The organism is Rhodococcus sp. AQ5-07, from assembly GCF_009707305.1.
Lineage (GTDB): Bacteria > Actinomycetota > Actinomycetes > Mycobacteriales > Mycobacteriaceae > Rhodococcus_F > Rhodococcus_F erythropolis.
Genome location: NZ_CP046099.1, coordinates 3,986,370 through 4,004,498 on the forward strand (window position 1 = coordinate 3,986,370; position 18,129 = coordinate 4,004,498).

Below are 18,129 nucleotides of genomic sequence, written 5' to 3' on the forward strand. Positions count from 1 at the left end.
GGTAACAGCACTCTCGCACATGCCGATGCGCCGGGTCAACAATCTTCGAGCATCGCCTCGCCCTGATCGAGCCGGCCGGCAACCACCATGTCGCGGTACAGATCGTCCTTGTCCATGAGCTCGTCATGGTTGCCGATGTTGCGGATCCGACCGTCTTCCATGACCACGATCCAGTCGGCGTCACGCACCGTTGAGAGCCGGTGAGCGATGGTCACCACGGCCCCGGTACGTGCACGTTCGTTGATCGCGTCGACAATCGCGGCTTCGGTGAGTGTGTCGACCTGGGCAGTGGCTTCGTCGAGCAGAAGCAAAGCACTCGGTCGCAGAACTGCGCGTGCCATCGCGATCCGCTGACGTTGGCCGCCCGACAGCGAGGTGGCCGTCAGAGCGGTGTCGAGTCCGTTCGGCAGGGCCTCGATCGCGTCGTCGAGTCGGAGCAAGCGCAGAACGGCCTGGACTTCTTCGTCCGTCGCGTCGGGATGGCTGAAGACGACGTTCTCCCGAATCGTTCCGGGCACCACCGGCGTCTCTTGCTCCACGTACGCGAGACTCTCGCGCACAGCGCGGTGATCGAGCGCGTCGTAACCGACTCCATGCAGGAGAACCTCACCCGATCGCGGTTCGACAAATCGCAGCACAGTCGAGAGCAAGGTCGTCTTTCCGGCACCCGACGGGCCGACGATGGCCATGTGCCCACGCGTCGGAATGACCAGCGAGACATCGCGCAACGCCGGCTGGTTCGATCCGTGATAACTCACGGTGACGTCGCGCAACTCGATCAGCGGCGCGGCAGCGCTTGTTTTCGCGACCACGTCCACGACCTCGTCGTACTGCTCGGTGGGCAACGACTGCATCTCGCGAATCCGGATAGCTGCCGCGATTCCCGACTGAACGGAAGTCACGTTCTGCGCCAGCTCCGACACCGGCCCCATCAGGGTGAAGGCGTAGAGCAGAAACGCGATGAGCGTCGAGACTGCCATTTCGCCGTCGGCGACTCGCCACGCACCGAAGCCCAGGATGGCAATGATCGATCCTTGAATGGCGGTCCACGCGACAGTCCACGCGGTTGCCGACACTCGAACCGCCGTGATTGCATGCTTTTTCGCATCGGACGCATTGTTCGTCACCAGAGCGCCGACGCGATCCTCGGCGAGGGAAACCTTGACCGTCCGGATCGCACGCAAGCCACCCTCGAGTACGCCGCCAAGCTGACCGAGCGATTCCTGGGTTCGCGCTTCGGCTGCGGAAATCCGAGGCATCAGAACGGCAAAGAGTATGGAGGCGAACACGATTGCCACCATGGTGACCCCCAACAACGGCAGATCCAGAACGCCCATCAGAACAATCGTTCCGATGGTCAACGCGGCTGCGTTCAGAATATTCACCGCGGCCGACGACGCCGCCTCCCGCAGCAGCAAGGTGTCCGACGTGACCCGGGTGACCAATTCACCCACGGATCGCGATTGCAGCGAAGGTACGGTCGCCGCCAGGAATCGCCTCACCAGCGAAGACCTGGCGTCGAAGACAACCTTCTCGGCGGCGGTTCCGAGAACGATCCACTGAGCACAACCGAGCACAGCACCGACGATCAGAAGGACGACGAGCGTGAGGATCGGTCCCTTCAGCGACGCACCGGTATCGAGGGTGTCGAGAACCCACTTGGTGACCATCGGCGTTGCCAGCGTCGCCGCCGAGCCGCACAGCGCCAGTACCAATCCGAGGAGGAGCGACGGCAGATGCGGTCGAGCGAACTCCGAGAGGACGCGGAGATTGCTCCATTTCGGTGCGGGCTGAGAAGCGTCGGATTCAAGCATGAATTTATGGAACACGAATGTTCCATAAAGGGCAAGAGAAATTCCGATTCGGAAACACTGGATACCGAAACCGGACACGGCTACGCTTCGAATTCGTGACAACGATCCACAGCGCACCAGAACAAAGCGCGACCCGCGAGCGCACACGGAAGGCCATCCTCGATGCTGCCGTTTCGGTGTTCGCATCCAAGCCTGCTGCGACCCTCAGCGAGATCGCTTCGGCCGCGAAGGTCGGCCGGACCACTTTGCACCGCTACTTTCCCGAACGATCCGACCTGGTCGACGCAGTCGCGGCCGAGGCCACTCGCGCCGTCGGTGAGGCCGCAGCAGCGGCGCGACTCGGTGAGGGCACCGGAGCCGAGGCACTGGTTCGCCTCTGCCACGAATACTTCGAACTGGCCGACCTTTTGACGGTCCTGTTCTTCACTCCCGGCGTCTATCAAGAAGATTCGTTTGCCGAGTCCGCGTCGAACGACGACGGAGTCACCGACGCCATCGAACGCGGACACTCCGACGGGTCCATCGACCCCGACATGGGTTCGGACTGGGTGCAGAACCTACTGTGGTCACTGCTTTACACGTCGATGGACTACGTGAACCGCGGTTCCGGGACTCGACTACAAGCCTTGGATCTGACGGTTCGCAGCCTCCGTCGCGGAATCGCCCCCGATCCCGCGGTCTAGGTTGTCGGCTGCTTGAACAGCGGCACGCCGCTTGGCCACACCTAATTTGCGGTAAATCGAGCGAATGTGAGTCTTCACAGTGGGATAGGCGATGCCGAGGTGCGCAGCGATCTCGTCTGCAGTCATCGTGGTGCGCAGAAAAGTGAGAATCTCGTTCTCGCGTTCGGTCAGGACTCCGGCGAGCTGGGCAGAGAGCCGGCTCCGTTTTTCCAGAATCGTGCGCAGGAGGTCCTGGTGTCTCGACCCCCGTATTGCGTGCGCGTTCAAGAGATCGACAATTACCGGATCGCCGCTGAGAAAGGGGGCGAGGATCTGCTCCGGGATTGCCTCAGCCAGCGCACGATCCAGCTGCTCGTGCGCCTGCGGCCCACGCCCTGCGACGGAGCTCAGCGCTGCAGAGGTGACAAGTGTGCTCACCAGCGCATATCGCGGCAGCGCGGCCGAGCTTGCCAACCGAAGCGCCTGCGCCGACGGTTCCGGATCCCCCAAGACTCGATAGAGCTCGGCGAGCAGCGCGTGAGCGACCGCAGCACCTGTTCTGGTCAGCGTGGGCTTCGCGATGCGGCGCGCTTGCTCGTCCTGCCCCTGAGCGTGGGCGAGCCAGGCCGTGGTGACGCGCCGCAGCGTATCCCAAGGAATGCCGTGCTTGTCCGCAGTGCTCACGCCTCGCAGTAGCCGAGCGGCGTTGTGGTACCGGTCTTTCCGGTTCAGAGCGATCAGGCTCATCACCAGGTACAGACGGGCGAGCGCCTCGAAGTTGGTTCCGGGACTGCCCTCGACGATGATCGAGTCGAACTGAGCGATCGCTTCCTCGAAGTCCCCACGCCAATAGGCGATGCAACCTCGATTCGACTGTGGGAGTCCACCTTCGAAGCGTTCCCAGTCGGATGCAACCTCTCGGGCAGGAAGGCCGTCGAGGATCTGTTCGGCTTCGGTGAACACTCCCGCGTGGGTGAGCGCAAAAGCCAAATTGGATTGCGCGAGACGCAACGTCTCCGCACGCGACTGCAACCGCGCTTCATCGCCGGCGGAGCGAAGTAGCGCGATGGCGCGAGGTAGATCACGACGAAGCCTGATCTCGGTCCACCCGAGGAGGAAAAGCGCGGACGGGTAATCGTCCTCCGGCTCGCACTGGGCGAGGGCGTGACGCGCGCGATCGGCGATGACGGCTTTGGTCGAGGTGTCCGGAGCGAGCAGTAGGTCGGTGAAACAGACGACAAAATCGTCGGATGCGACCCGTAGACCCTGCCCGCGGAGAAACTCCGCGCCGTACGGATCGCCGCTGAGGTCGCGGCAGCACGCCCGTATCAGCAGGATGTGTGGATCGTGTGGATCGGGATGCGCAAGGCAGAGTTGCTCGAGTTCCCTGGTATGAGATTCGAGAATCAGACGGAGCCAATTCTTCCGCAGGACGCGTCGAGCCTGCTCCGCCTCACCGGAGGCAAGTGCGTCACGCACGGCTTCGATCATGTGTCGAAGATACTCGAGACGTTCGACGGCCGTGGAAATCCCGTCTCATCCGCTTCGGATGAGACAGCGATCGAAGCATGCGGAAACCGGTGAGAATTGCCGGAATCAACTGAAAAGCGCGAGTCGGCGGAATGCCGACGCGCAGGCCTGACACGAACGGACAAGACACATGAGTTTCTGGGAAAGCCTCGGCTGGATGCTGTGGGCGACCGTCTTCGTCGGATATCTTTTCGCGCTGTTCGCGATCGTCGCCGACCTGTTCCGCGACCACAAGCTGAGCGGCTGGTTGAAAGCTGTTTGGATATTCTTCCTGCTCTTCCTACCCATCCTCACCGCGCTCGTCTATCTCGTCGCCCGCGGCGATGGGATGACGGAACGCAGCAACAAGGCCGCACGCGAGGCCGAGAGCGCGGCCGAATCGTATATCCGCGAAGTCGCAGGAAAGAGTCCCAGCGAGGAAATCGCCACAGCTGCAGCACTCCTCGAAGCCGGATCGATCAGCGAGGAAGAGTTTGCCGCACTCAAACTGAAGGTGCTCTCGTGAGTGACGCGCGTTTCGGCCCCGTCGACTTCTACCTTCTCGGTCTGCCGGGGCAGAGCCTCGACCCCGCCGCGTTCTCCGCGCTCACCGACCTCACGGATACCGGCCTGGTACGACTACTCGATCTGATCGTCATCTCCAAGTCCGACGACGGTGAACTCACCCTCGTCGAGGTCGAGGAATTGCCGAACGGCTTCGAGATCAACGTCGAAATGCTCGGCGCGTCCGGTCTGCTCGGGCATGAAGACATCACCGAACTCGCAGAGGCAATTCCCGCCGGCGCTTCAGCGCTGCTGGTCGCTCTCGAGCTGGTCTATCAGCGCGAACTCGCCGCCCGGACCGCCGAGTCCGGCGCGGTGTTACTGGGTTACGAGCGGATACCCGCACCCGTCGTCAATGCCCTCATGGACACGATCATCCCGAAATTGGAGGTCTGACATGCCGTACATCCCGAGACGAGGACGCCCCGGACTGCTGGGCCTCGCCGCCCGCACCGCGGTCGTGACCGGTACCGCGACCGCCGTCAGCGACGGTATGGCCACCCGCCGGCAAAGGAGAGCTCAGGCCGACTACGAGCAGGTGCAGTACGAATTCGCCCAGCAGCAAGCCGTACTCCCCACACCCGCACCCCCGGTCGATCTCGTCGCCGAGTTGCAGAAACTCGGCGATCTCAAATCACAAGGCCTACTGAGCGACGCCGAGTTCCAAGCCGCGAAAGCACGACTGCTGGGCTGATTCACCCGACGGGCCATGGATTACCGCGCCCGCTTCCGTACCCCGACACCGATTGGAACCCGCTATGTCCACGATCGCCGTCAACGTCCTGAACTTCAATCGGGCAGAATCCGATCTCATGTTCGCTCGCCTGGCCGCGGGCGTCGGCCTGGGCACGTGGAACCACACTCGCGAGCTCGGGTCACTCGACAACCAGCCGATCATCCGCCAGAACCGCGACACCCTGTACAGCAGCGCGATCATCGACGTGCACGAAAACGTCACGATCACGGTGCCCGATACCGGCAAGCGCTACATCTCCGTCTGGGTGGTCAGTCAAGATCATTTCGGTCCCGTCATCCTGCGCGATCCGGGAGAGCACCTGCTCACACGCGAATTGGTCGGGACCGACTACGCCGCACTGATCGTGCGCATCCTCGTCGATCCGAACAGCCCCGAAGACGTCGCCGAGGTGAACCGGTTGCAGGACGCCCTCACCATCGACGGCGGCGGAACGGGCGAGTTCCCGTTGCCCGACTACGACGAACAGTCGCAGACCGAGACCCGCGACGCGCTCCTCGCACTCGCGCGTGGCATCACCACCTACGACCATTCATTCGGCACCGCGACGGAAGTCGACCCGATCAGGCACCTGCTCGGTACCGCATCCGGCTGGGGTGGCCTTCCCGAGTACGAGGCCACCTACGTCAACTTCGACGAACGTCTCCCGGTCGGAGAATACCGTCTCCGCCTGAACGATGTTCCCGTGGATGCGTTCTGGTCGGTCTCGCTGTACAACGCAGCCGGATACTTCGAAGAGAACGCCTTGGGCGTCAACAGCATCAACAGCCTCACAGCCACCCCCGACTCCGACGGCAGCACCACCATCCGGTTCGGCGTCAATCTCGACGGCGTCGCGAACGCACTGCCCATCATGCCGGGCTGGAACTACGTACTGCGCCTGTACCGCCCCCGCCCCGACGTGCTCGACGGCACCTGGACGGCACCTCGTCCCGAGGCCCTCCAGCAAAGCGTTCCCCACGCACACACCACTCTCGGGTGACTCGACCTGATCACGGAGGTACAAGCCATGCGTCTGTTATTTCAGCTCGTTTCGCAATGCGTACTCGGCGCGATCGCGCTGATCGTCGTGCATTTCGCTCTTCCCGGGGTCAGCCTGAGCGTCAACGGTTTCTTGGCCGCTATCGGTGTATTCACCCTCGCCCACATGATTCTCGGCCCATTCGTGCTCAGCGTGGCACTGCACTACGCGGCTCCGCTCGCGGGCGGTGTCGGCTTGGTCGCCACGCTGCTCGCGCTCTGGGTTGCGACCCTGGTCCCCGACGGCATTGAGATCAGCGGCGTCGGGTCCTGGATCCTCGCCCCGATCATCGTGTGGGTGATCACCGCGTTGGGAGGATGGATCTTCATGGCTCTCGTCATCGACAAGTGGATCAAGAGACGCAATGCCGAAAAGCTCGTGCGCAGTGTGCAGAAGGCATGAATGATCAGTTCGGAAACGGAGCCCACAAGGAGTCAGCCATGCCAACTCACCCGCTCGATCGTCGCGTTCTCCTGAAGACCGCTCCGAACTTCCGGGATCTCGGTGGCATTCCCGTTGCTGATGGCACCGTCCGCGCCGGCGCGCTCTACCGTTCGGCGACGCTCGCGAAACTCGACGGCGACGACGTCGCCGCGGTCGCCGACTTGGACGTCCGGACGGTCTACGACCTGAGGACCGCTGCCGAGCGCGACGGCGCACTCGACAATCTCCCTGACTCGACGCGGACGGTCTGGCTCGACGTACTCGCCGACAATGCCCAAAACGCCGCGGCCACCGGACTACTCATGACGGACCCGGTCGCATACGCCGAGACCATCAGCGATGGACGTGGGATCGCACAGATGGAGGAAGCGAACCGCAACTTCGTCAGCCTGCCGTCCGCCCTCGACGCCTACCGCGCGTTCTATCTCGACCTCATCGACGAAAAACGCACCGGTGCAGCACTTTTCCACTGCACCACCGGCAAGGATCGCACCGGGTGGGCCGCGACCTCTTTCTTGCTCCTCCTCGGCGCCGACGAAGCCGATGTACGCGCCGACTACCTGGAGACGAACACCGATCTGGCACCTATGACGGAACCGATCCTCGACTTCGCCGCAAGCAAAGGCGTTGACGGAGAACTGCTCCGGCCGCTCCTCGGAGTCCGCGACAGCTACTTCGACGCCGCGCTCGACGAAATGCGCACGCAATTCGGCGCAGTCGAGGACTACGCAATCAACGGACTCAAGCTCACCTCAGAACAAATCACCGCGCTCCGCGAGCGGTTCACATCACGATCGGGCTTCGTCAGCGCGACGTGATCGGAGCTCTTACCGGGCAGGAATCCGTGCTCTCGTCCTGCTTCTTCGGTCGATTGTCCACCCGGGTGACCACGACGACGGCGACGATGCCCACCGCCAAGCCGAGAGCGGTGAACGGAGTGAAGGATTCTCCGAACATCAGTGCGCCCCAGACCGCGGTGACGGGGGCGATCAAGAACATCAAGGTGTTGACGGACGTGATGCCGATGCGACGAAGCAACAACCAGTACAGCCCGTATCCGCCGAAGGTCGACAACACGATCAACCAGAGCAATGCGATCCAGAATGTGCCGACACTCGGCGGTACGGCAGCACCCGAGACGATCGCCAGAGTTGTGAAAACTATTGCGCTGGTTGAGCAGTGGATGGCCAAAGCCTGCAGTGGCGGCGTGGACGTGGGAGCGCGTTGCTGGACGAAGGTGGATGCAACCAGGCTGAGCATCCCCAGGAACGGAATCGCGTACGCCCACCACGGGGCCGATGTACCGGCCCCGGCGTCGGCTGCCGTGACCATCGCGACGCCGGCCAGTCCGATCGCCAGTCCGATCCACTGCATCCGAGGGACTGCGACGCCGAGGACCGGACCGAGCAGCGCGGCGGCCGCCAGCGGCTGAATACCGTCGATCAGCGCTGTGGTTCCGGTGTTCACGCCGAGATCGACTGCCCAGTACACAGACAACAGGTAGCCGCTCTGGGAGAGTATTCCGATCACCACCTGCCTGCCGAAAGCCCGCGGTGTCGGCATCGCGTTCCGGCGCCGGGCGGACAGCCAGACAATCGGGACCAGTACCGCCGCAAGCGGGAGAAAACGCCACATCAGCAGCGTGGAGACCTCGGCACTGCCGGCGCCGAGTTTGGCTCCGATGAATCCCGAACTCCAGCACGCGACGAACAGGACCGACAAGGTAGCCGTCACGGCAGATCTCGAGGTCACGATCCGAGGTATACCGATCTGTTTACTCATGAGCTCGACTATACAGATCGGTATACTTTTGTCCATGGCAGACGAATCCGTACCCGAATTGACTCCGAAAGCACGTCGCATCCTGGAGTCGGCGTCGAAGCTGTTCTACGAAAAGGGAATTCACGCCGTAGGCGTGGATACCGTCGCACTGGACGCCGGGGTCACGAAGAAGACTCTGTACGAGCGGTTCGGCTCGAAAGACGGCCTCGTCGTGGAATATTTGAAGGATCGAGATCGGCGGTGGCGAGCCTTTCGCGACAAGAAGCTCGCATCAGCCGGGCACAGCCGCGCCGAGCAGTTGAGTGCGGCATTCGACGCTTCCGCCTCCTGGTCCAAGGCGAGCGGAGGCAAGGGTTGCAGCATGGTCAACGCTCACGCCGAGTTCAGCGATCGGTCACATCCGGTGTTCGCTGTCATCGCCGAACAGAAGCAGGAAATGTTGGACGTCTTTCGGCGCATTCTGGCGACGGACGGGGAAGCCGACGAACGTCTCGTCGAGGCAATCATGCTGCTTCACGAAGGCGCCCTCGTCGCAGACGGTATCGGTATCGGCACCGACCCCTTCGACGTCGGCCGGGATGCGGCCCTCGAAATGCTGAAGCATTCCGGGTGATCGCTCCTACGCCCCCACCATCCGACGCGCTATCTCCAGATACCTCTCCACCAACTCGTCCGGAGACAACTCACCGTCCGGTCGGTACCACACCGCGACGGCGACGCACATCGTCACGACAGCTCGGCTGGCATCCTCGGGATGGTCGGCATCGAACACACCCGAAGCAACGCCGTCGAGGACGATCCGGTCCACCTGCTTCTGCTGTTCGTCGCGCTGCGCGATGTAACTAGCCCGACTGTCGGGCTCCATGCTGCGGATCTCGGAGGAAGCGACGAACGACTGCTCGCGTCGAAACATGTGGAACCGCAACAGAGATTCGATCACCGCGTCGAAGCGATCAGAGGGATCGTCCCCTGCGTCGAGTTCGGCGGCGCGACTTCGCTCCAACAACTCCGTCATCACCACGGTCGCCAGACCGATCAACAGAGCCTGCTTGGACGGGTAGTGATGGTAGAGCCCCGGCACCGACAGCCCGGACCGCGACGCGACGTCACGGATCGAAGTCCCGTGATAGCCCTGCTCGACGAACGCCTCCAGCGCCGCAGCGAGCGGTTTCGGCAGTCCCAGGTCTTCGTAATCGCGCCAGGACCCGCGTACCGGAAGCTCGTTCGTCATACCGATACCGTAGATCGCCGTTGCGCCGCCGCCGAACGCGTCGGTGCCATTGGTTACAGTCGATGTTCACCGAAAGACAGGGACCAGTCATGATCCATGTTCGCCACTCCGCGGTTGCTGCCGTGCCGGTTGATGTCGCCTTCGACTACATCGACGACTACCGCAACGTCCCGACGTGGATGTTCGGTGTTTCCGAGTTCACACCGTTCGGAGAGTTCGATCAGGGGCTCGGCGCCACGTTCGACGCGGCCATGCAGATCGGGCCAAGCACGTTGCGCTCCAAGCTCGAGGTCACCGAGTGGGAGAAGAATCGGATCATCAAGCTGTCTTCGCTCGGCGGTGTATCCAACTCGTCCACGTGGGAGTTCGCCGCGATCGACGATTCCAAGACCGAGCTTTCCGTCGACTTCGCCTACAAACTCCCCGGCGGCATTGCCGGCAAAGCTCTCGGCCGCTTGATCGGGCCGTTCGTCGAAAACGCTGTCAGGAACAGCGAGGAGACGTTGCGCCACAGCCTCGAGCAGCAGTTCGCGGCCCGCGGCGAAGGCTGAAACTACCCGCGGTCGCCTTCGAGGCCCAGCGCGTTGGCCCACACCTGAGTAGCCGTCTTGACGACGTCCTCGAACGGGACGGGGTTGCCGTCGGCGCCAGGTTCCTCGGAGACGAACGAACTGTAGGCAAGACGGCTCACCATCGCCGACAGTGCTCGGGAAGCCAACAGCGGATCCAACGAGCCGTCTGCCTTGCCAGCTGCTTGCAAGCGTTCGATGGCTCGGGCATTACGAGAAATGAAGGTCTCGGCTCGGTCCCGACGCAGTTTCGCGAAGGCCGGATCGATGTGCGATACCTGCTCGAGCAGACCCATCAGTTTGGCGTTGCGGCGAAACGCCGTCAGGTAGGCACGGTTGCTCGATTCGAGGACCGCATACGGATTGTCGACGTCGCGGACCCGTCCCATGCCGGGGTGCAACATGTCTTCCTGCGCAACGTCGAGAACTGCGGCGAAGATCTGCTCTTTGTTGTCGAAGTAGGTGTAGAACGTGCCGGTGGAGCAGTTCGCTTCCTTGGTGATGTCCGTCAGACGGGCATCGAGATACCCTGCGCGCTCGAACACCGTTCGAGCCGCTGCGACCAGAGAAGCCCTGGTCCGGACGCCGCGGGCAGTCACCGGCAGGTCACGCAGAAGCTCCGTCGCAGCCATGGATGGTGGCGGACGGTCTTCCCAGTTCTCCTGAGGTTCGGCGCGAGAGGTCACCAGCTACTTATACGGCAAAGCCGGCGACATCTCGGCATCGGCGTCAGGTGATGGTGATTCCTCCGTCGACGGCGATGGTCTGACCGGTGACGTATCCGCCTGCCTCGGACGCGAGCCACACCATGGTGGCCGCGAGCTCTTCAGGATCGCCCATGCGGCCGAGGATCAGGCGCGGAGCCATCGCGTCCAAGTAGCCGTCGTTGTATTGGTCGGTCATTTCCGACTTGAAGAAGCCTGGCGCGATCGCGTTGACGCGAATGCCCTTGCGCGTTCCCCACTGCTGTGCGAGGTCACGGGTCAATCCGACGACGCCTGCCTTGCTCGCCGCATAGGCGGCCTGTGGGAGTCCGGCGGTCGTCAATCCGAGAATGCTCGAGATGTTGACGATGGAGCTGCCCGGGAGCATGACGCGGCCGCAGGCCTGCGCTGCCCAGTAGGACCCATTGAGGTTGATGTCGATGACGGCGCGGAACTGGTCCGGGGTCTCACGGGTTGCCGGAACAGCGGTTCCGACGCCGGCGTTGTTGACCAGTACGTCCACGCGGCCGAACTTCTCCATCGCGGCGTCGACCATGTTCTGAGCCTGAGCCGGATCGACGATGTCGGTGGCCACGCACAACGCTTCGCGGCCTGCGTCACGCACGAGCTTGGCCGTGTCTTCGAGCTTGTCGACGCGGCGAGCAGCGAGGACGACGTCCGCGCCGGCCTCTGCTGCGGCTTTCGCAAACGCCACCCCGAGGCCCGACGACGCACCGGTCACGATGACCACTCGATCGGTCAGAGAGAACTTGTCGAGAACAGACATGCGCGGTGATGCTCCTGTGTCGTCGGGTTCGGGAAGTGACGTATGGACTGCAGTGACATATGGACTGCAGTTGCGAAATTACAGGCCGAGATCGCGGCCGATGAGTTCCTTCATGATCTCGTTGGATCCGGCCCAGATCTTGGTGACGCGGGCGTCCATCCACGCGCGAGCGGCGCGGTACTCGGTCATGAAGCCGTAGCCGCCGTGCAACTGAACACAGTGATCGAGGACCTCGTTCTGAACCTGCGCGGTCCACCACTTCGCCTTGGCGGCGTCGATGGCGGTCAGCTCGCCGGCAGCGTGTGCTGCGACGCAGTTGTCGACGTAAGCCTGGGTGACCTCGATGCGGGTCACGAGATCCGCGAGAAGGAATTTGTTCCACTGCAGCGAGCCGATCGGCTGACCGAAAGCCTTGCGGTCCTTGGCATATTGCAGCGTCTCTTCGAGGATCGGAGCGGCGTGCGCGATGTTGGACACCGCAGCGCCGACGCGCTCCTGCGGCAGCATTTCCATCATGTGGATAAACCCGCGGTCGATCTCACCGATGATGTTGGTGGACGGCACGCGAACGTTCTCGAAGAACAGTTCGGCGGTATCGGACTCGTGCTGGCCGACCTTGTCGAGCTTGCGTCCGCGCTCGAAACCTTCCATGCCGGTTTCGACGGCAAAGAGCGTGATGCCCTTGGACTTCTTCTCGGGACTGGTCCGCGCCGCCACGATCACGAGATCAGCGTTGTAGCCGTTGGTGATGAAGGTCTTGGAGCCGTTGATGATCCAGTCGTCGCCGTCCTTGACCGCAGTGGTCTTGAGCGAGGCGAGGTCGGATCCGCCGGAAGGCTCGGTCATGCCGATGGCCGTCAGCATCTCACCGGTGCAGAACTTGGGCAGCCAACGCTGCTTCTGCTCTTCGGTGGTGAGCTGAACGAGGTACGGAGCAACGACGTCGGCATGGATGCCGAAGCTCGAGGCAACAGCTGCACTGGCACGCGAGAGTTCTTCGGCCAGAACAGCGTTGAAGCGGTAGTCGCCGGCTTCGCTTCCGCCGTACGCCTCTGGAACCTCGAGTCCGAGGAAGCCGTTGCGCCCCGCTTCGAGCCAGATTTCACGATCGATGAAGCGCTGGTCGATCAGCTTCTCTGCGACCGGAAGGATGTTCCGGTTGACGAATTCGCGGGCAGATTCGCGAAATGCCTCGTGATCGGGTCCGTACAGAGTGCGACGCATGACGAGTTGCTTCCTTTCGGCGTGGCAATGCCACACGTAACGATGTTCCTAAGCATTCGCTTAGAATCTAAGCATCTGCTTATAGTGAATCGAGAGCGGGATATTGTCAACATCGAAATCCGTCACACCTGGAGGAAACCGTGAGCGATTCACCTGACGTGGTGATCAGCCCCTCCAAAGCTGCGGCCCGTATACGCGCGGCAGCCGTGGACGCTTTTGCGTCCGCGGGCTACGGCGGCACCACCACGCGTGACATCGCCGCACGACTCGACATGAGTCCCGCCGCCATGTACCCGCACTACCGCTCGAAAGAAGAGCTGCTTTTCGCGATCAGCTTCGAAGGTCACACCGAAGCGTTGAAGGTGGTCGAGGGCGCCGACAGACCGGGTGAAGAGCCGTCCGTTCGCCTCCAGGAACTGGTCAGCACCTTCGCCAGTTGGCAGGCCGGGCACCACTCACTCGCTCGCGTCGTCCAATACGAACTCACTGCACTCACACCAGAGCACTACCGAACCGTCGTCGCGCTTCGTCGCAGCACGACGCGGGTGGTCCGGGAGGTTGTCGACGCCGGCGTCCAGTCGGGTGACTTCACGATCCCCGATGCCGAAGGCGTCACCCTCGCCTTGATGTCCCTGTGCGTCGACGTGTGCCGCTGGTTCCCAGCCGGCAATTACACGAATCCGGAAGACATTGGAAAACTGTACGGAGACCTGGCATTGAGGATGGTGGGCGCCGCCTGAATCAGGTGACACCGACCGCAGAAAGGACTCGGCCAGTGGCCAACCGCACCTATCTCTACTCGACCCCTGTTGCTCCGCATGAGAATCCGGCTGCCGCTCGCGCCCGAGGTCTCACCGGTATCTCCGAGTGGTCGTACGCGATACCGCTGGTCCCGAGGATCCTTGTGTCCGTGAATCCCTTCGCCCACCAGTCGGTCATCTGGGACGACACCCCAGACCTGATCGCGGTCACCGCGCCCTGCGGTCCTGGTATCGCCCGGCTCGAAGACTTCCTCGGCAGAATCGATCACCCCGAACTCGGCACGATGGCCGGCGATGCGCTGCGTTTCCTGCGCAGCCACACCGAGCCCGACCACTACTTCGTCCTCGAGTGCGGCGAGATCTTCGACATGGACGACGAACCGTTCGCCGAACAGGGCGCGGCCCTGATGACCGGTCTGGCGGACATCGACGCCGAGATGGAGGCGGCGCTGGCCACACTCGCACCCGCCAAGCCGCGCTTCTGGGAGCGGCTGTTCACGCCGACTCAGGAGAGCGTCGAGGAACCGCTACGCGAGCTCGGCCTCGGTTACTGGTCCGAGACCCTGTACTTCGATCTCGACGTCCCGCAATAACCACCGATCAGTCAGAGATCTCACCGAGCCGACGCTCCAAGTAGGCCCGCTCCGGTTCCGTACCAACCAAATTCAGCGCACGTCGGTATGCAGACATTGCCGCGTCGGTGCGCCCCAACCGGGCGAGCAGTTCGGCGCGCGCGAGGTGATACGGGTGGTAATCGGCAAGTTTGGGCTCCGCTGCCAGTTCTTCCAAAGCTGCCAGCCCAACCTCCTCGCCGTCGCGCATCGCCAGCGCCACTGCCCTGTTGACTGCGACGACAGGCGAAGGCGTCAACGTGAGGAGCACTCCGTAGAGCGCGCAGATCTGCGGCCAGTCGGTGCTCTCCACATCCGCAGCCTCGTCATGCAATGCGGCGATGGCAGCCTGCACCCCGTACGGCCCCGGCGCTCCCCCGGTCAACGCGACCACGACGAGGTCGCTGCCTTCCTCGATCATCGGCTGGTCCCAGCACCCGCGATCCTGATCTTCGAGGAGGACGATCCCGCCACCGGCGTCAGTACGGGCATCCCGACGCGCGTGGACGAGAAGCATCAACGCCAGCAACCCGGCGATCTCGCGCTCATCGGGAAGCAATGCGCGCAGGATCCTCGCCAGCCTGACCGCCTCTACCGCCAAGTCGACGCGTTGCAGATCCGGACCCGAACTGGCGGCATACCCTTCGGTGAACACCGAATAGATCACCTGCAGAACACCGGGCAGACGCTCCGGGAGTTCTTCGGCGCTGGGAGTTCGGAAGGGAATCCGAGCCTGACGTATCTTCTTCTTCGCACGCACGATCCGCTGCGCCATGGTCGCCGAAGGCACGAGGAAGGCCCGAGCAACCTCGGGCGTCGTCAACCCTCCGAGGCAACGCAAGGTGAGTGCGATTCGGTCGTCCTCGGCCAGCGCCGGGTGCGAGCAGGTGAAGAACAGCTGCAACCGCTCGTCGGGAAGTTCTCCGTCGACCGTGGGCGGCGCCGGGTCGGCACGATCGGCGTCCACCTGCATCACCGCCAATCGCGCCGCATAGGCCTGATCACGACGAAGCCTGTCGACGGCTTTGCGACGCGCCGTGGTCAGCAGCCAGGCGCCGGGTTTGGCCGGCACTCCGTCCACCGGCCAGTGCACCAACGCGGCCTCGACGGCTTCGGAGGTAACTTCCTCGGCCAGATCCAGATCACCGAAACGGCGGACGAGCGAGGCCAAGAGTCGTCCACGTTCCTCCCGGAACACTGACTCGATGGAGTTCTCGGCCTGCTCGTCCACGGCGAATCAGTCCCCGAACCCGGCCAGTGGACGCACCTCGACGCTGCCGCCGTCGCGCGCGCCGGGGCACCGCGCGGCCCAGGCCAGCGCCGCGTCCAGATCAGGAACGTCGATGACGTCGTAGCCGCCGAGGATCTCACGGGTTTCAGCGAAGGGTCCGTCGGTGACGGTCTTTTCTCCGGACTGCGAGACTCGAACCGTTGTCGTAGTCGTCAGGTCGGCGAGGGCATCGCCGGACACCCAGATACCGGCATCCTTCATTTCCTTGTCGTATTGCTGCCAGTCCTCGAACGTGCACTGGGGTTCGGTGTCTCCGCCGGGCGCGGTGTAGATGAGCAACATGTACTTCATGACTGACTCCTTGGTCTGTTGTTTCTCTTCCGGCTTTCTTGCCTTACAACATGACGACGAACGGTTCTCCCCGGAATCGACAGGCGACTCGAAAAAACTTTCGGCGGGTTCGTCCGAGGTGCTGCCGTTAGGCTGAGTGTATGACCGAACGCGACCGGGACGCCGCTGGAAAGCCCCTCAATTCGCGGCCCCGCGACGGACTCGGCCGTCCACTGCCACGTGACGCGGCGGGCGGCGTCCCGCGCATTCCCGACGATGTGCGCCTCCCTCCGGACGAGTCGATCACCGAGGCTCAGCGTCTTCTCGACCACGGGATGCCTTTTCACGCGCACGAAATTTTCGAAGGAACGTGGAAGGACGCCCCCGCCGAGGAGCGTGACCTGTGGCAGGGACTGGCTCAATTGGCCGTCGGGCTCACCCATCTACTTCGGGGCAACAACACCGGTGCCGTCTCACTCCTCGGCCAGGGTCACGACCGCATCAGGCACTACGAAGTGGAAAGCCCGCACGGCCTCGACGTCCCCGGCCTGCTGATGTGGTCCGAGCACTTGCTCGCTGAAATCGATCGCCCCGGCGATTTCCCCGCCCCTCCGATTCCGAGGTTGAGAATCCCCTGATGCCCATCTTCCCCATGTTTCCGCTCGGCTCTGCATTGCTTCCGGGTGAGGTGTTGCCACTGAACATCTTCGAGCCTCGGTACCGCGCACTGGTAGAGAACGTTCTCGAAGCTGCCGACGGCCCACTGTTCGGAGTAGTGCTCATCGCTCGTGGCCACGAGGTCGGTGGCGGTGAATCACGCCACGACGTCGGCACTCTGGCTCGGATCGAGTCTCATGTCGCAATGGGTGCCGGACGGTATCAGTTGTATTGCCGGACCGAAGACCGCATCCGCGTCAATCGCTGGCTGCCGGACGATCCTCACCCACTCGCCGAGGTCGAATTGTGGCCTGACGAGAACAACGGAACACCTGTCACCGCTTACGAATACGACTCTCTCCTCGAGCGCATCGAGTTCATGTACGGAATGTTGGGAAAGCTCGCACTTCGGGCCGGCGAACAGACTCCGCGAATGCCCGTCCCACCGGATCCCTTGGATCCGCTGGGTTCTCGGCTGTATGCCCTAGCCAGAAACATTCCGATGGGTGACGCCGATCGCCTGGCGATTTTGACCGCGCCAGGCGCCGACGAACGTATTCGCACGCTCTCGGAGGCGGTCGAGAACACCATCGAGGTGGCGCAGTTCAATCTGCTTTGAGCGCGACTACGCCATCGTCTGACCCATGTCGATGACGATTTTCGTCCCGGTGACCGCGCGGGAGAGGTCCGTCGCAAGGTAGACCACGGCGTTGGAGATGTCCTCGACGGTGGTGCGTGGGACGGACGTGAGCGGCCACTTGTACGAGTTCATGTACTCCGGATGAGTAGTGAGCACCTTACCCACGTTGGGATCGTTACCCATCTCAGTCTCCACCGCGCCAGGGTGGATGCTGTTGACTCGAATGTCGAAGCTACCCAATTCCGTTGCCGCAGTGCGAGCCAAACCCACGAGACCGTGCTTGGCCGCCGAGTAGTGCGCACAACCAGGCGCTTCGGCGACGCCTGCAGCACTGCTGACGATCACGATGGAACCACCGTTACCCGCCTCGATCATCGAGGGAACCGCAGCCGCCATCGTGCGCCACACACCATTGAGATTGATGTCCACCAGCGTCGACCACTGTTCTTCCGGCATCTCCCAGAAACGATTCCACGTAGCGATGCCCGCATTGGCGATCACGACGTCGAGGCGACCGAACTTGTCGACGCCCGACGCCACCGCCGCCCGCAGCGCCTCGAGGTCACGCACATCCGCTACCGCGGTGACGATCTCGCGCCCCTCTGCTCGCACGAGACGGGCCGTTTCTTCGAGGTCGGCTTCAGTCGCGGCCGCGTAACCCACGTCTTCAGACACCGACGCGCACACGTCGACAGCGATGACGTCGGCACCTTCCTGCGCGAGTCGGATCGCGTGATTGCGTCCCTGACCCCGCGCTGCACCGGTGATGAAGACGACCTTGCCTGCCAAGAGTTGTGTCATGGCCGGGACGTTAGACGCTGATGTGGCCCGCTG

The 18,129-nt window shown here is 63.0% G+C and carries 23 protein-coding genes; 13 read left to right on the forward strand and 10 right to left on the reverse strand.

What is annotated here, in order from left to right; all coding sequences use genetic code 11:
- Window positions 1–35: 35 nt before the first annotated feature.
- The gene (locus GJB56_RS18460) at window positions 36–1,814 is read right to left on the reverse strand and encodes an ABC transporter ATP-binding protein (protein WP_113682877.1); all 1,779 of its coding nucleotides are present in this window, start codon (window positions 1,812–1,814) and stop codon (window positions 36–38) included.
- A 95-nt stretch (window positions 1,815–1,909) separates the two neighbouring features.
- On the opposite strand from GJB56_RS18460, the gene GJB56_RS18465 reads away from it, so the two are divergent.
- Complete coding sequence (locus GJB56_RS18465) at window positions 1,910–2,497, forward strand: TetR/AcrR family transcriptional regulator (protein WP_019745447.1); 588 nt, start codon at window positions 1,910–1,912, stop codon at window positions 2,495–2,497.
- Here the strand turns inward: GJB56_RS18465 and GJB56_RS18470 are convergent.
- Window positions 2,432–3,967: a LuxR C-terminal-related transcriptional regulator gene (locus GJB56_RS18470; protein WP_113682609.1), complete on the reverse strand. Its 1,536-nt coding sequence runs from the start codon at window positions 3,965–3,967 to the stop codon at window positions 2,432–2,434. The genes GJB56_RS18465 and GJB56_RS18470 overlap by 66 nt on opposite strands.
- A 169-nt stretch (window positions 3,968–4,136) precedes the next feature.
- Between GJB56_RS18470 and GJB56_RS18475 the strand changes: the two genes are divergently transcribed.
- The 6 genes from GJB56_RS18475 (at window position 4,137) to GJB56_RS18500 (ending at window position 7,586) form a co-directional block, all read left to right on the forward strand.
- A complete protein-coding gene (locus GJB56_RS18475) occupies window positions 4,137–4,511 on the forward strand; it encodes a PLDc N-terminal domain-containing protein (protein WP_019745450.1) in 375 nt (124 codons plus the stop codon).
- A complete protein-coding gene (locus GJB56_RS18480) occupies window positions 4,508–4,945 on the forward strand; it encodes a DUF6325 family protein (RefSeq protein WP_021331904.1) in 438 nt (145 codons plus the stop codon). The genes GJB56_RS18475 and GJB56_RS18480 overlap by 4 nt, the downstream gene beginning before the upstream one ends.
- A gap of 1 nt (window position 4,946) precedes the next feature.
- Window positions 4,947–5,243, forward strand: coding sequence for an SHOCT domain-containing protein (locus GJB56_RS18485; RefSeq protein ID WP_021331903.1), 297 nt, complete (start codon window positions 4,947–4,949; stop codon window positions 5,241–5,243).
- Window positions 5,244–5,307: 64 nt separating this feature from the next.
- Window positions 5,308–6,285 carry a DUF1214 domain-containing protein gene (locus GJB56_RS18490; protein WP_113682610.1) on the forward strand — a complete coding sequence of 326 codons (978 nt, stop codon included), beginning with the start codon at window positions 5,308–5,310 and terminating at the stop codon, window positions 6,283–6,285.
- Between the two features lie 27 nt (window positions 6,286–6,312).
- On the forward strand, window positions 6,313–6,726 hold the full coding sequence (locus GJB56_RS18495) for a phage holin family protein (protein WP_003940418.1): 414 nt from the start codon (window positions 6,313–6,315) through the stop codon (window positions 6,724–6,726).
- Between the two features lie 38 nt (window positions 6,727–6,764).
- Window positions 6,765–7,586, forward strand: a complete 822-nt coding sequence (locus tag GJB56_RS18500; RefSeq protein WP_230091007.1) for a tyrosine-protein phosphatase — start codon at window positions 6,765–6,767, stop codon at window positions 7,584–7,586.
- Here the strand turns inward: GJB56_RS18500 and GJB56_RS18505 are convergent.
- Window positions 7,573–8,502: a DMT family transporter gene (locus tag GJB56_RS18505; RefSeq protein WP_113682878.1), complete on the reverse strand. Its 930-nt coding sequence runs from the start codon at window positions 8,500–8,502 to the stop codon at window positions 7,573–7,575. The two genes, GJB56_RS18500 and GJB56_RS18505, sit on opposite strands and share 14 nt — an antisense overlap.
- Window positions 8,503–8,584: 82 nt before the next feature.
- On the opposite strand from GJB56_RS18505, the gene GJB56_RS18510 reads away from it, so the two are divergent.
- Window positions 8,585–9,163 (forward strand): TetR/AcrR family transcriptional regulator, encoded by a 579-nt coding sequence (locus GJB56_RS18510; protein ID WP_029256349.1) that lies wholly within the window; start codon window positions 8,585–8,587, stop codon window positions 9,161–9,163.
- 6 nt (window positions 9,164–9,169) lie between these two features.
- Here the strand turns inward: GJB56_RS18510 and GJB56_RS18515 are convergent, their stop codons facing one another.
- Entirely contained in the window at window positions 9,170–9,781 is a 612-nt protein-coding gene (locus GJB56_RS18515) for a TetR/AcrR family transcriptional regulator (RefSeq protein WP_113682611.1), read from the reverse strand.
- Window positions 9,782–9,870: 89 nt separating this feature from the next.
- Between GJB56_RS18515 and GJB56_RS18520 the strand changes: the two genes are divergently transcribed.
- Window positions 9,871–10,332: an SRPBCC family protein gene (locus tag GJB56_RS18520; RefSeq protein WP_019745480.1), complete on the forward strand. Its 462-nt coding sequence runs from the start codon at window positions 9,871–9,873 to the stop codon at window positions 10,330–10,332.
- A 2-nt stretch (window positions 10,333–10,334) separates the two neighbouring features.
- Here the strand turns inward: GJB56_RS18520 and GJB56_RS18525 are convergent, their stop codons facing one another.
- The 3 genes from GJB56_RS18525 to GJB56_RS18535 form a co-directional block, all read right to left on the reverse strand.
- Window positions 10,335–10,982, reverse strand: coding sequence for a TetR/AcrR family transcriptional regulator (locus GJB56_RS18525; protein WP_019745481.1), 648 nt, complete (start codon window positions 10,980–10,982; stop codon window positions 10,335–10,337).
- 97 nt (window positions 10,983–11,079) lie between these two features.
- On the reverse strand, window positions 11,080–11,841 hold the full coding sequence (locus tag GJB56_RS18530; protein ID WP_003939707.1) for an SDR family NAD(P)-dependent oxidoreductase: 762 nt from the start codon (window positions 11,839–11,841) through the stop codon (window positions 11,080–11,082).
- 78 nt (window positions 11,842–11,919) lie between these two features.
- On the reverse strand, window positions 11,920–13,065 hold the full coding sequence (locus tag GJB56_RS18535; RefSeq protein ID WP_007730036.1) for an acyl-CoA dehydrogenase family protein: 1,146 nt from the start codon (window positions 13,063–13,065) through the stop codon (window positions 11,920–11,922).
- A gap of 140 nt (window positions 13,066–13,205) precedes the next feature.
- Between GJB56_RS18535 and GJB56_RS18540 the strand changes: the two genes are divergently transcribed.
- Together GJB56_RS18540 and GJB56_RS18545 are read left to right on the forward strand one after the other, a co-directional pair.
- Complete coding sequence (locus GJB56_RS18540; protein ID WP_020970923.1) at window positions 13,206–13,805, forward strand: TetR/AcrR family transcriptional regulator; 600 nt, start codon at window positions 13,206–13,208, stop codon at window positions 13,803–13,805.
- A gap of 35 nt (window positions 13,806–13,840) precedes the next feature.
- Window positions 13,841–14,419, forward strand: a complete 579-nt coding sequence (locus GJB56_RS18545; RefSeq protein ID WP_080909892.1) for a DUF7822 domain-containing protein — start codon at window positions 13,841–13,843, stop codon at window positions 14,417–14,419.
- 7 nt (window positions 14,420–14,426) lie between these two features.
- On the opposite strand, the gene GJB56_RS18550 is transcribed toward GJB56_RS18545, so the two are convergent.
- A complete protein-coding gene (locus tag GJB56_RS18550; protein WP_113682612.1) occupies window positions 14,427–15,668 on the reverse strand; it encodes an RNA polymerase sigma factor in 1,242 nt (413 codons plus the stop codon).
- Between the two features lie 6 nt (window positions 15,669–15,674).
- Window positions 15,675–16,019, reverse strand: a complete 345-nt coding sequence (locus GJB56_RS18555; RefSeq protein WP_007730031.1) for a YciI family protein — start codon at window positions 16,017–16,019, stop codon at window positions 15,675–15,677.
- Window positions 16,020–16,159: 140 nt separating this feature from the next.
- Between GJB56_RS18555 and GJB56_RS18560 the strand changes: the two genes are divergently transcribed.
- Both GJB56_RS18560 and GJB56_RS18565 read left to right on the forward strand, forming a co-directional pair.
- The gene (locus GJB56_RS18560; RefSeq protein WP_019745486.1) at window positions 16,160–16,636 is read left to right on the forward strand and encodes a DUF309 domain-containing protein; all 477 of its coding nucleotides are present in this window, start codon (window positions 16,160–16,162) and stop codon (window positions 16,634–16,636) included.
- A complete protein-coding gene (locus GJB56_RS18565; RefSeq protein ID WP_113682613.1) occupies window positions 16,636–17,274 on the forward strand; it encodes an LON peptidase substrate-binding domain-containing protein in 639 nt (212 codons plus the stop codon). Before GJB56_RS18560 ends, GJB56_RS18565 begins: the two co-directional genes overlap by 1 nt.
- A 6-nt stretch (window positions 17,275–17,280) precedes the next feature.
- On the opposite strand, the gene GJB56_RS18570 is transcribed toward GJB56_RS18565, so the two are convergent.
- Window positions 17,281–18,096 carry a mycofactocin-coupled SDR family oxidoreductase gene (locus tag GJB56_RS18570; protein WP_019745487.1) on the reverse strand — a complete coding sequence of 272 codons (816 nt, stop codon included), beginning with the start codon at window positions 18,094–18,096 and terminating at the stop codon, window positions 17,281–17,283.
- Window positions 18,097–18,129 lie beyond the last annotated feature (33 nt).

What these genes read in the sequence shown, in the direction of transcription:
- GJB56_RS18460 (WP_113682877.1), bottom strand. Translation starts at nt 1,814, where the DNA reads ATGCTTGAATCCGACGCTTCTCAGCCCGCACCGAAATGGAGCAATCTC.
- GJB56_RS18470 (WP_113682609.1), bottom strand. Translation starts at nt 3,967, where the DNA reads ATGATCGAAGCCGTGCGTGACGCACTTGCCTCCGGTGAGGCGGAGCAG.
- GJB56_RS18475 (WP_019745450.1), top strand. Translation starts at nt 4,137, where the DNA reads ATGAGTTTCTGGGAAAGCCTCGGCTGGATGCTGTGGGCGACCGTCTTC.
- GJB56_RS18485 (WP_021331903.1), top strand. Translation starts at nt 4,947, where the DNA reads ATGCCGTACATCCCGAGACGAGGACGCCCCGGACTGCTGGGCCTCGCC.
- GJB56_RS18490 (WP_113682610.1), top strand. Translation starts at nt 5,308, where the DNA reads ATGTCCACGATCGCCGTCAACGTCCTGAACTTCAATCGGGCAGAATCC.
- GJB56_RS18495 (WP_003940418.1), top strand. Translation starts at nt 6,313, where the DNA reads ATGCGTCTGTTATTTCAGCTCGTTTCGCAATGCGTACTCGGCGCGATC.
- GJB56_RS18500 (WP_230091007.1), top strand. Translation starts at nt 6,765, where the DNA reads ATGCCAACTCACCCGCTCGATCGTCGCGTTCTCCTGAAGACCGCTCCG.
- GJB56_RS18510 (WP_029256349.1), top strand. Translation starts at nt 8,585, where the DNA reads ATGGCAGACGAATCCGTACCCGAATTGACTCCGAAAGCACGTCGCATC.
- GJB56_RS18515 (WP_113682611.1), bottom strand. Translation starts at nt 9,781, where the DNA reads ATGACGAACGAGCTTCCGGTACGCGGGTCCTGGCGCGATTACGAAGAC.
- GJB56_RS18520 (WP_019745480.1), top strand. Translation starts at nt 9,871, where the DNA reads ATGATCCATGTTCGCCACTCCGCGGTTGCTGCCGTGCCGGTTGATGTC.
- GJB56_RS18525 (WP_019745481.1), bottom strand. Translation starts at nt 10,982, where the DNA reads ATGGCTGCGACGGAGCTTCTGCGTGACCTGCCGGTGACTGCCCGCGGC.
- GJB56_RS18530 (WP_003939707.1), bottom strand. Translation starts at nt 11,841, where the DNA reads ATGTCTGTTCTCGACAAGTTCTCTCTGACCGATCGAGTGGTCATCGTG.
- GJB56_RS18535 (WP_007730036.1), bottom strand. Translation starts at nt 13,065, where the DNA reads ATGCGTCGCACTCTGTACGGACCCGATCACGAGGCATTTCGCGAATCT.
- GJB56_RS18555 (WP_007730031.1), bottom strand. Translation starts at nt 16,019, where the DNA reads ATGAAGTACATGTTGCTCATCTACACCGCGCCCGGCGGAGACACCGAA.
- GJB56_RS18560 (WP_019745486.1), top strand. Translation starts at nt 16,160, where the DNA reads ATGACCGAACGCGACCGGGACGCCGCTGGAAAGCCCCTCAATTCGCGG.
- GJB56_RS18565 (WP_113682613.1), top strand. Translation starts at nt 16,636, where the DNA reads ATGCCCATCTTCCCCATGTTTCCGCTCGGCTCTGCATTGCTTCCGGGT.
- GJB56_RS18570 (WP_019745487.1), bottom strand. Translation starts at nt 18,096, where the DNA reads ATGACACAACTCTTGGCAGGCAAGGTCGTCTTCATCACCGGTGCAGCG.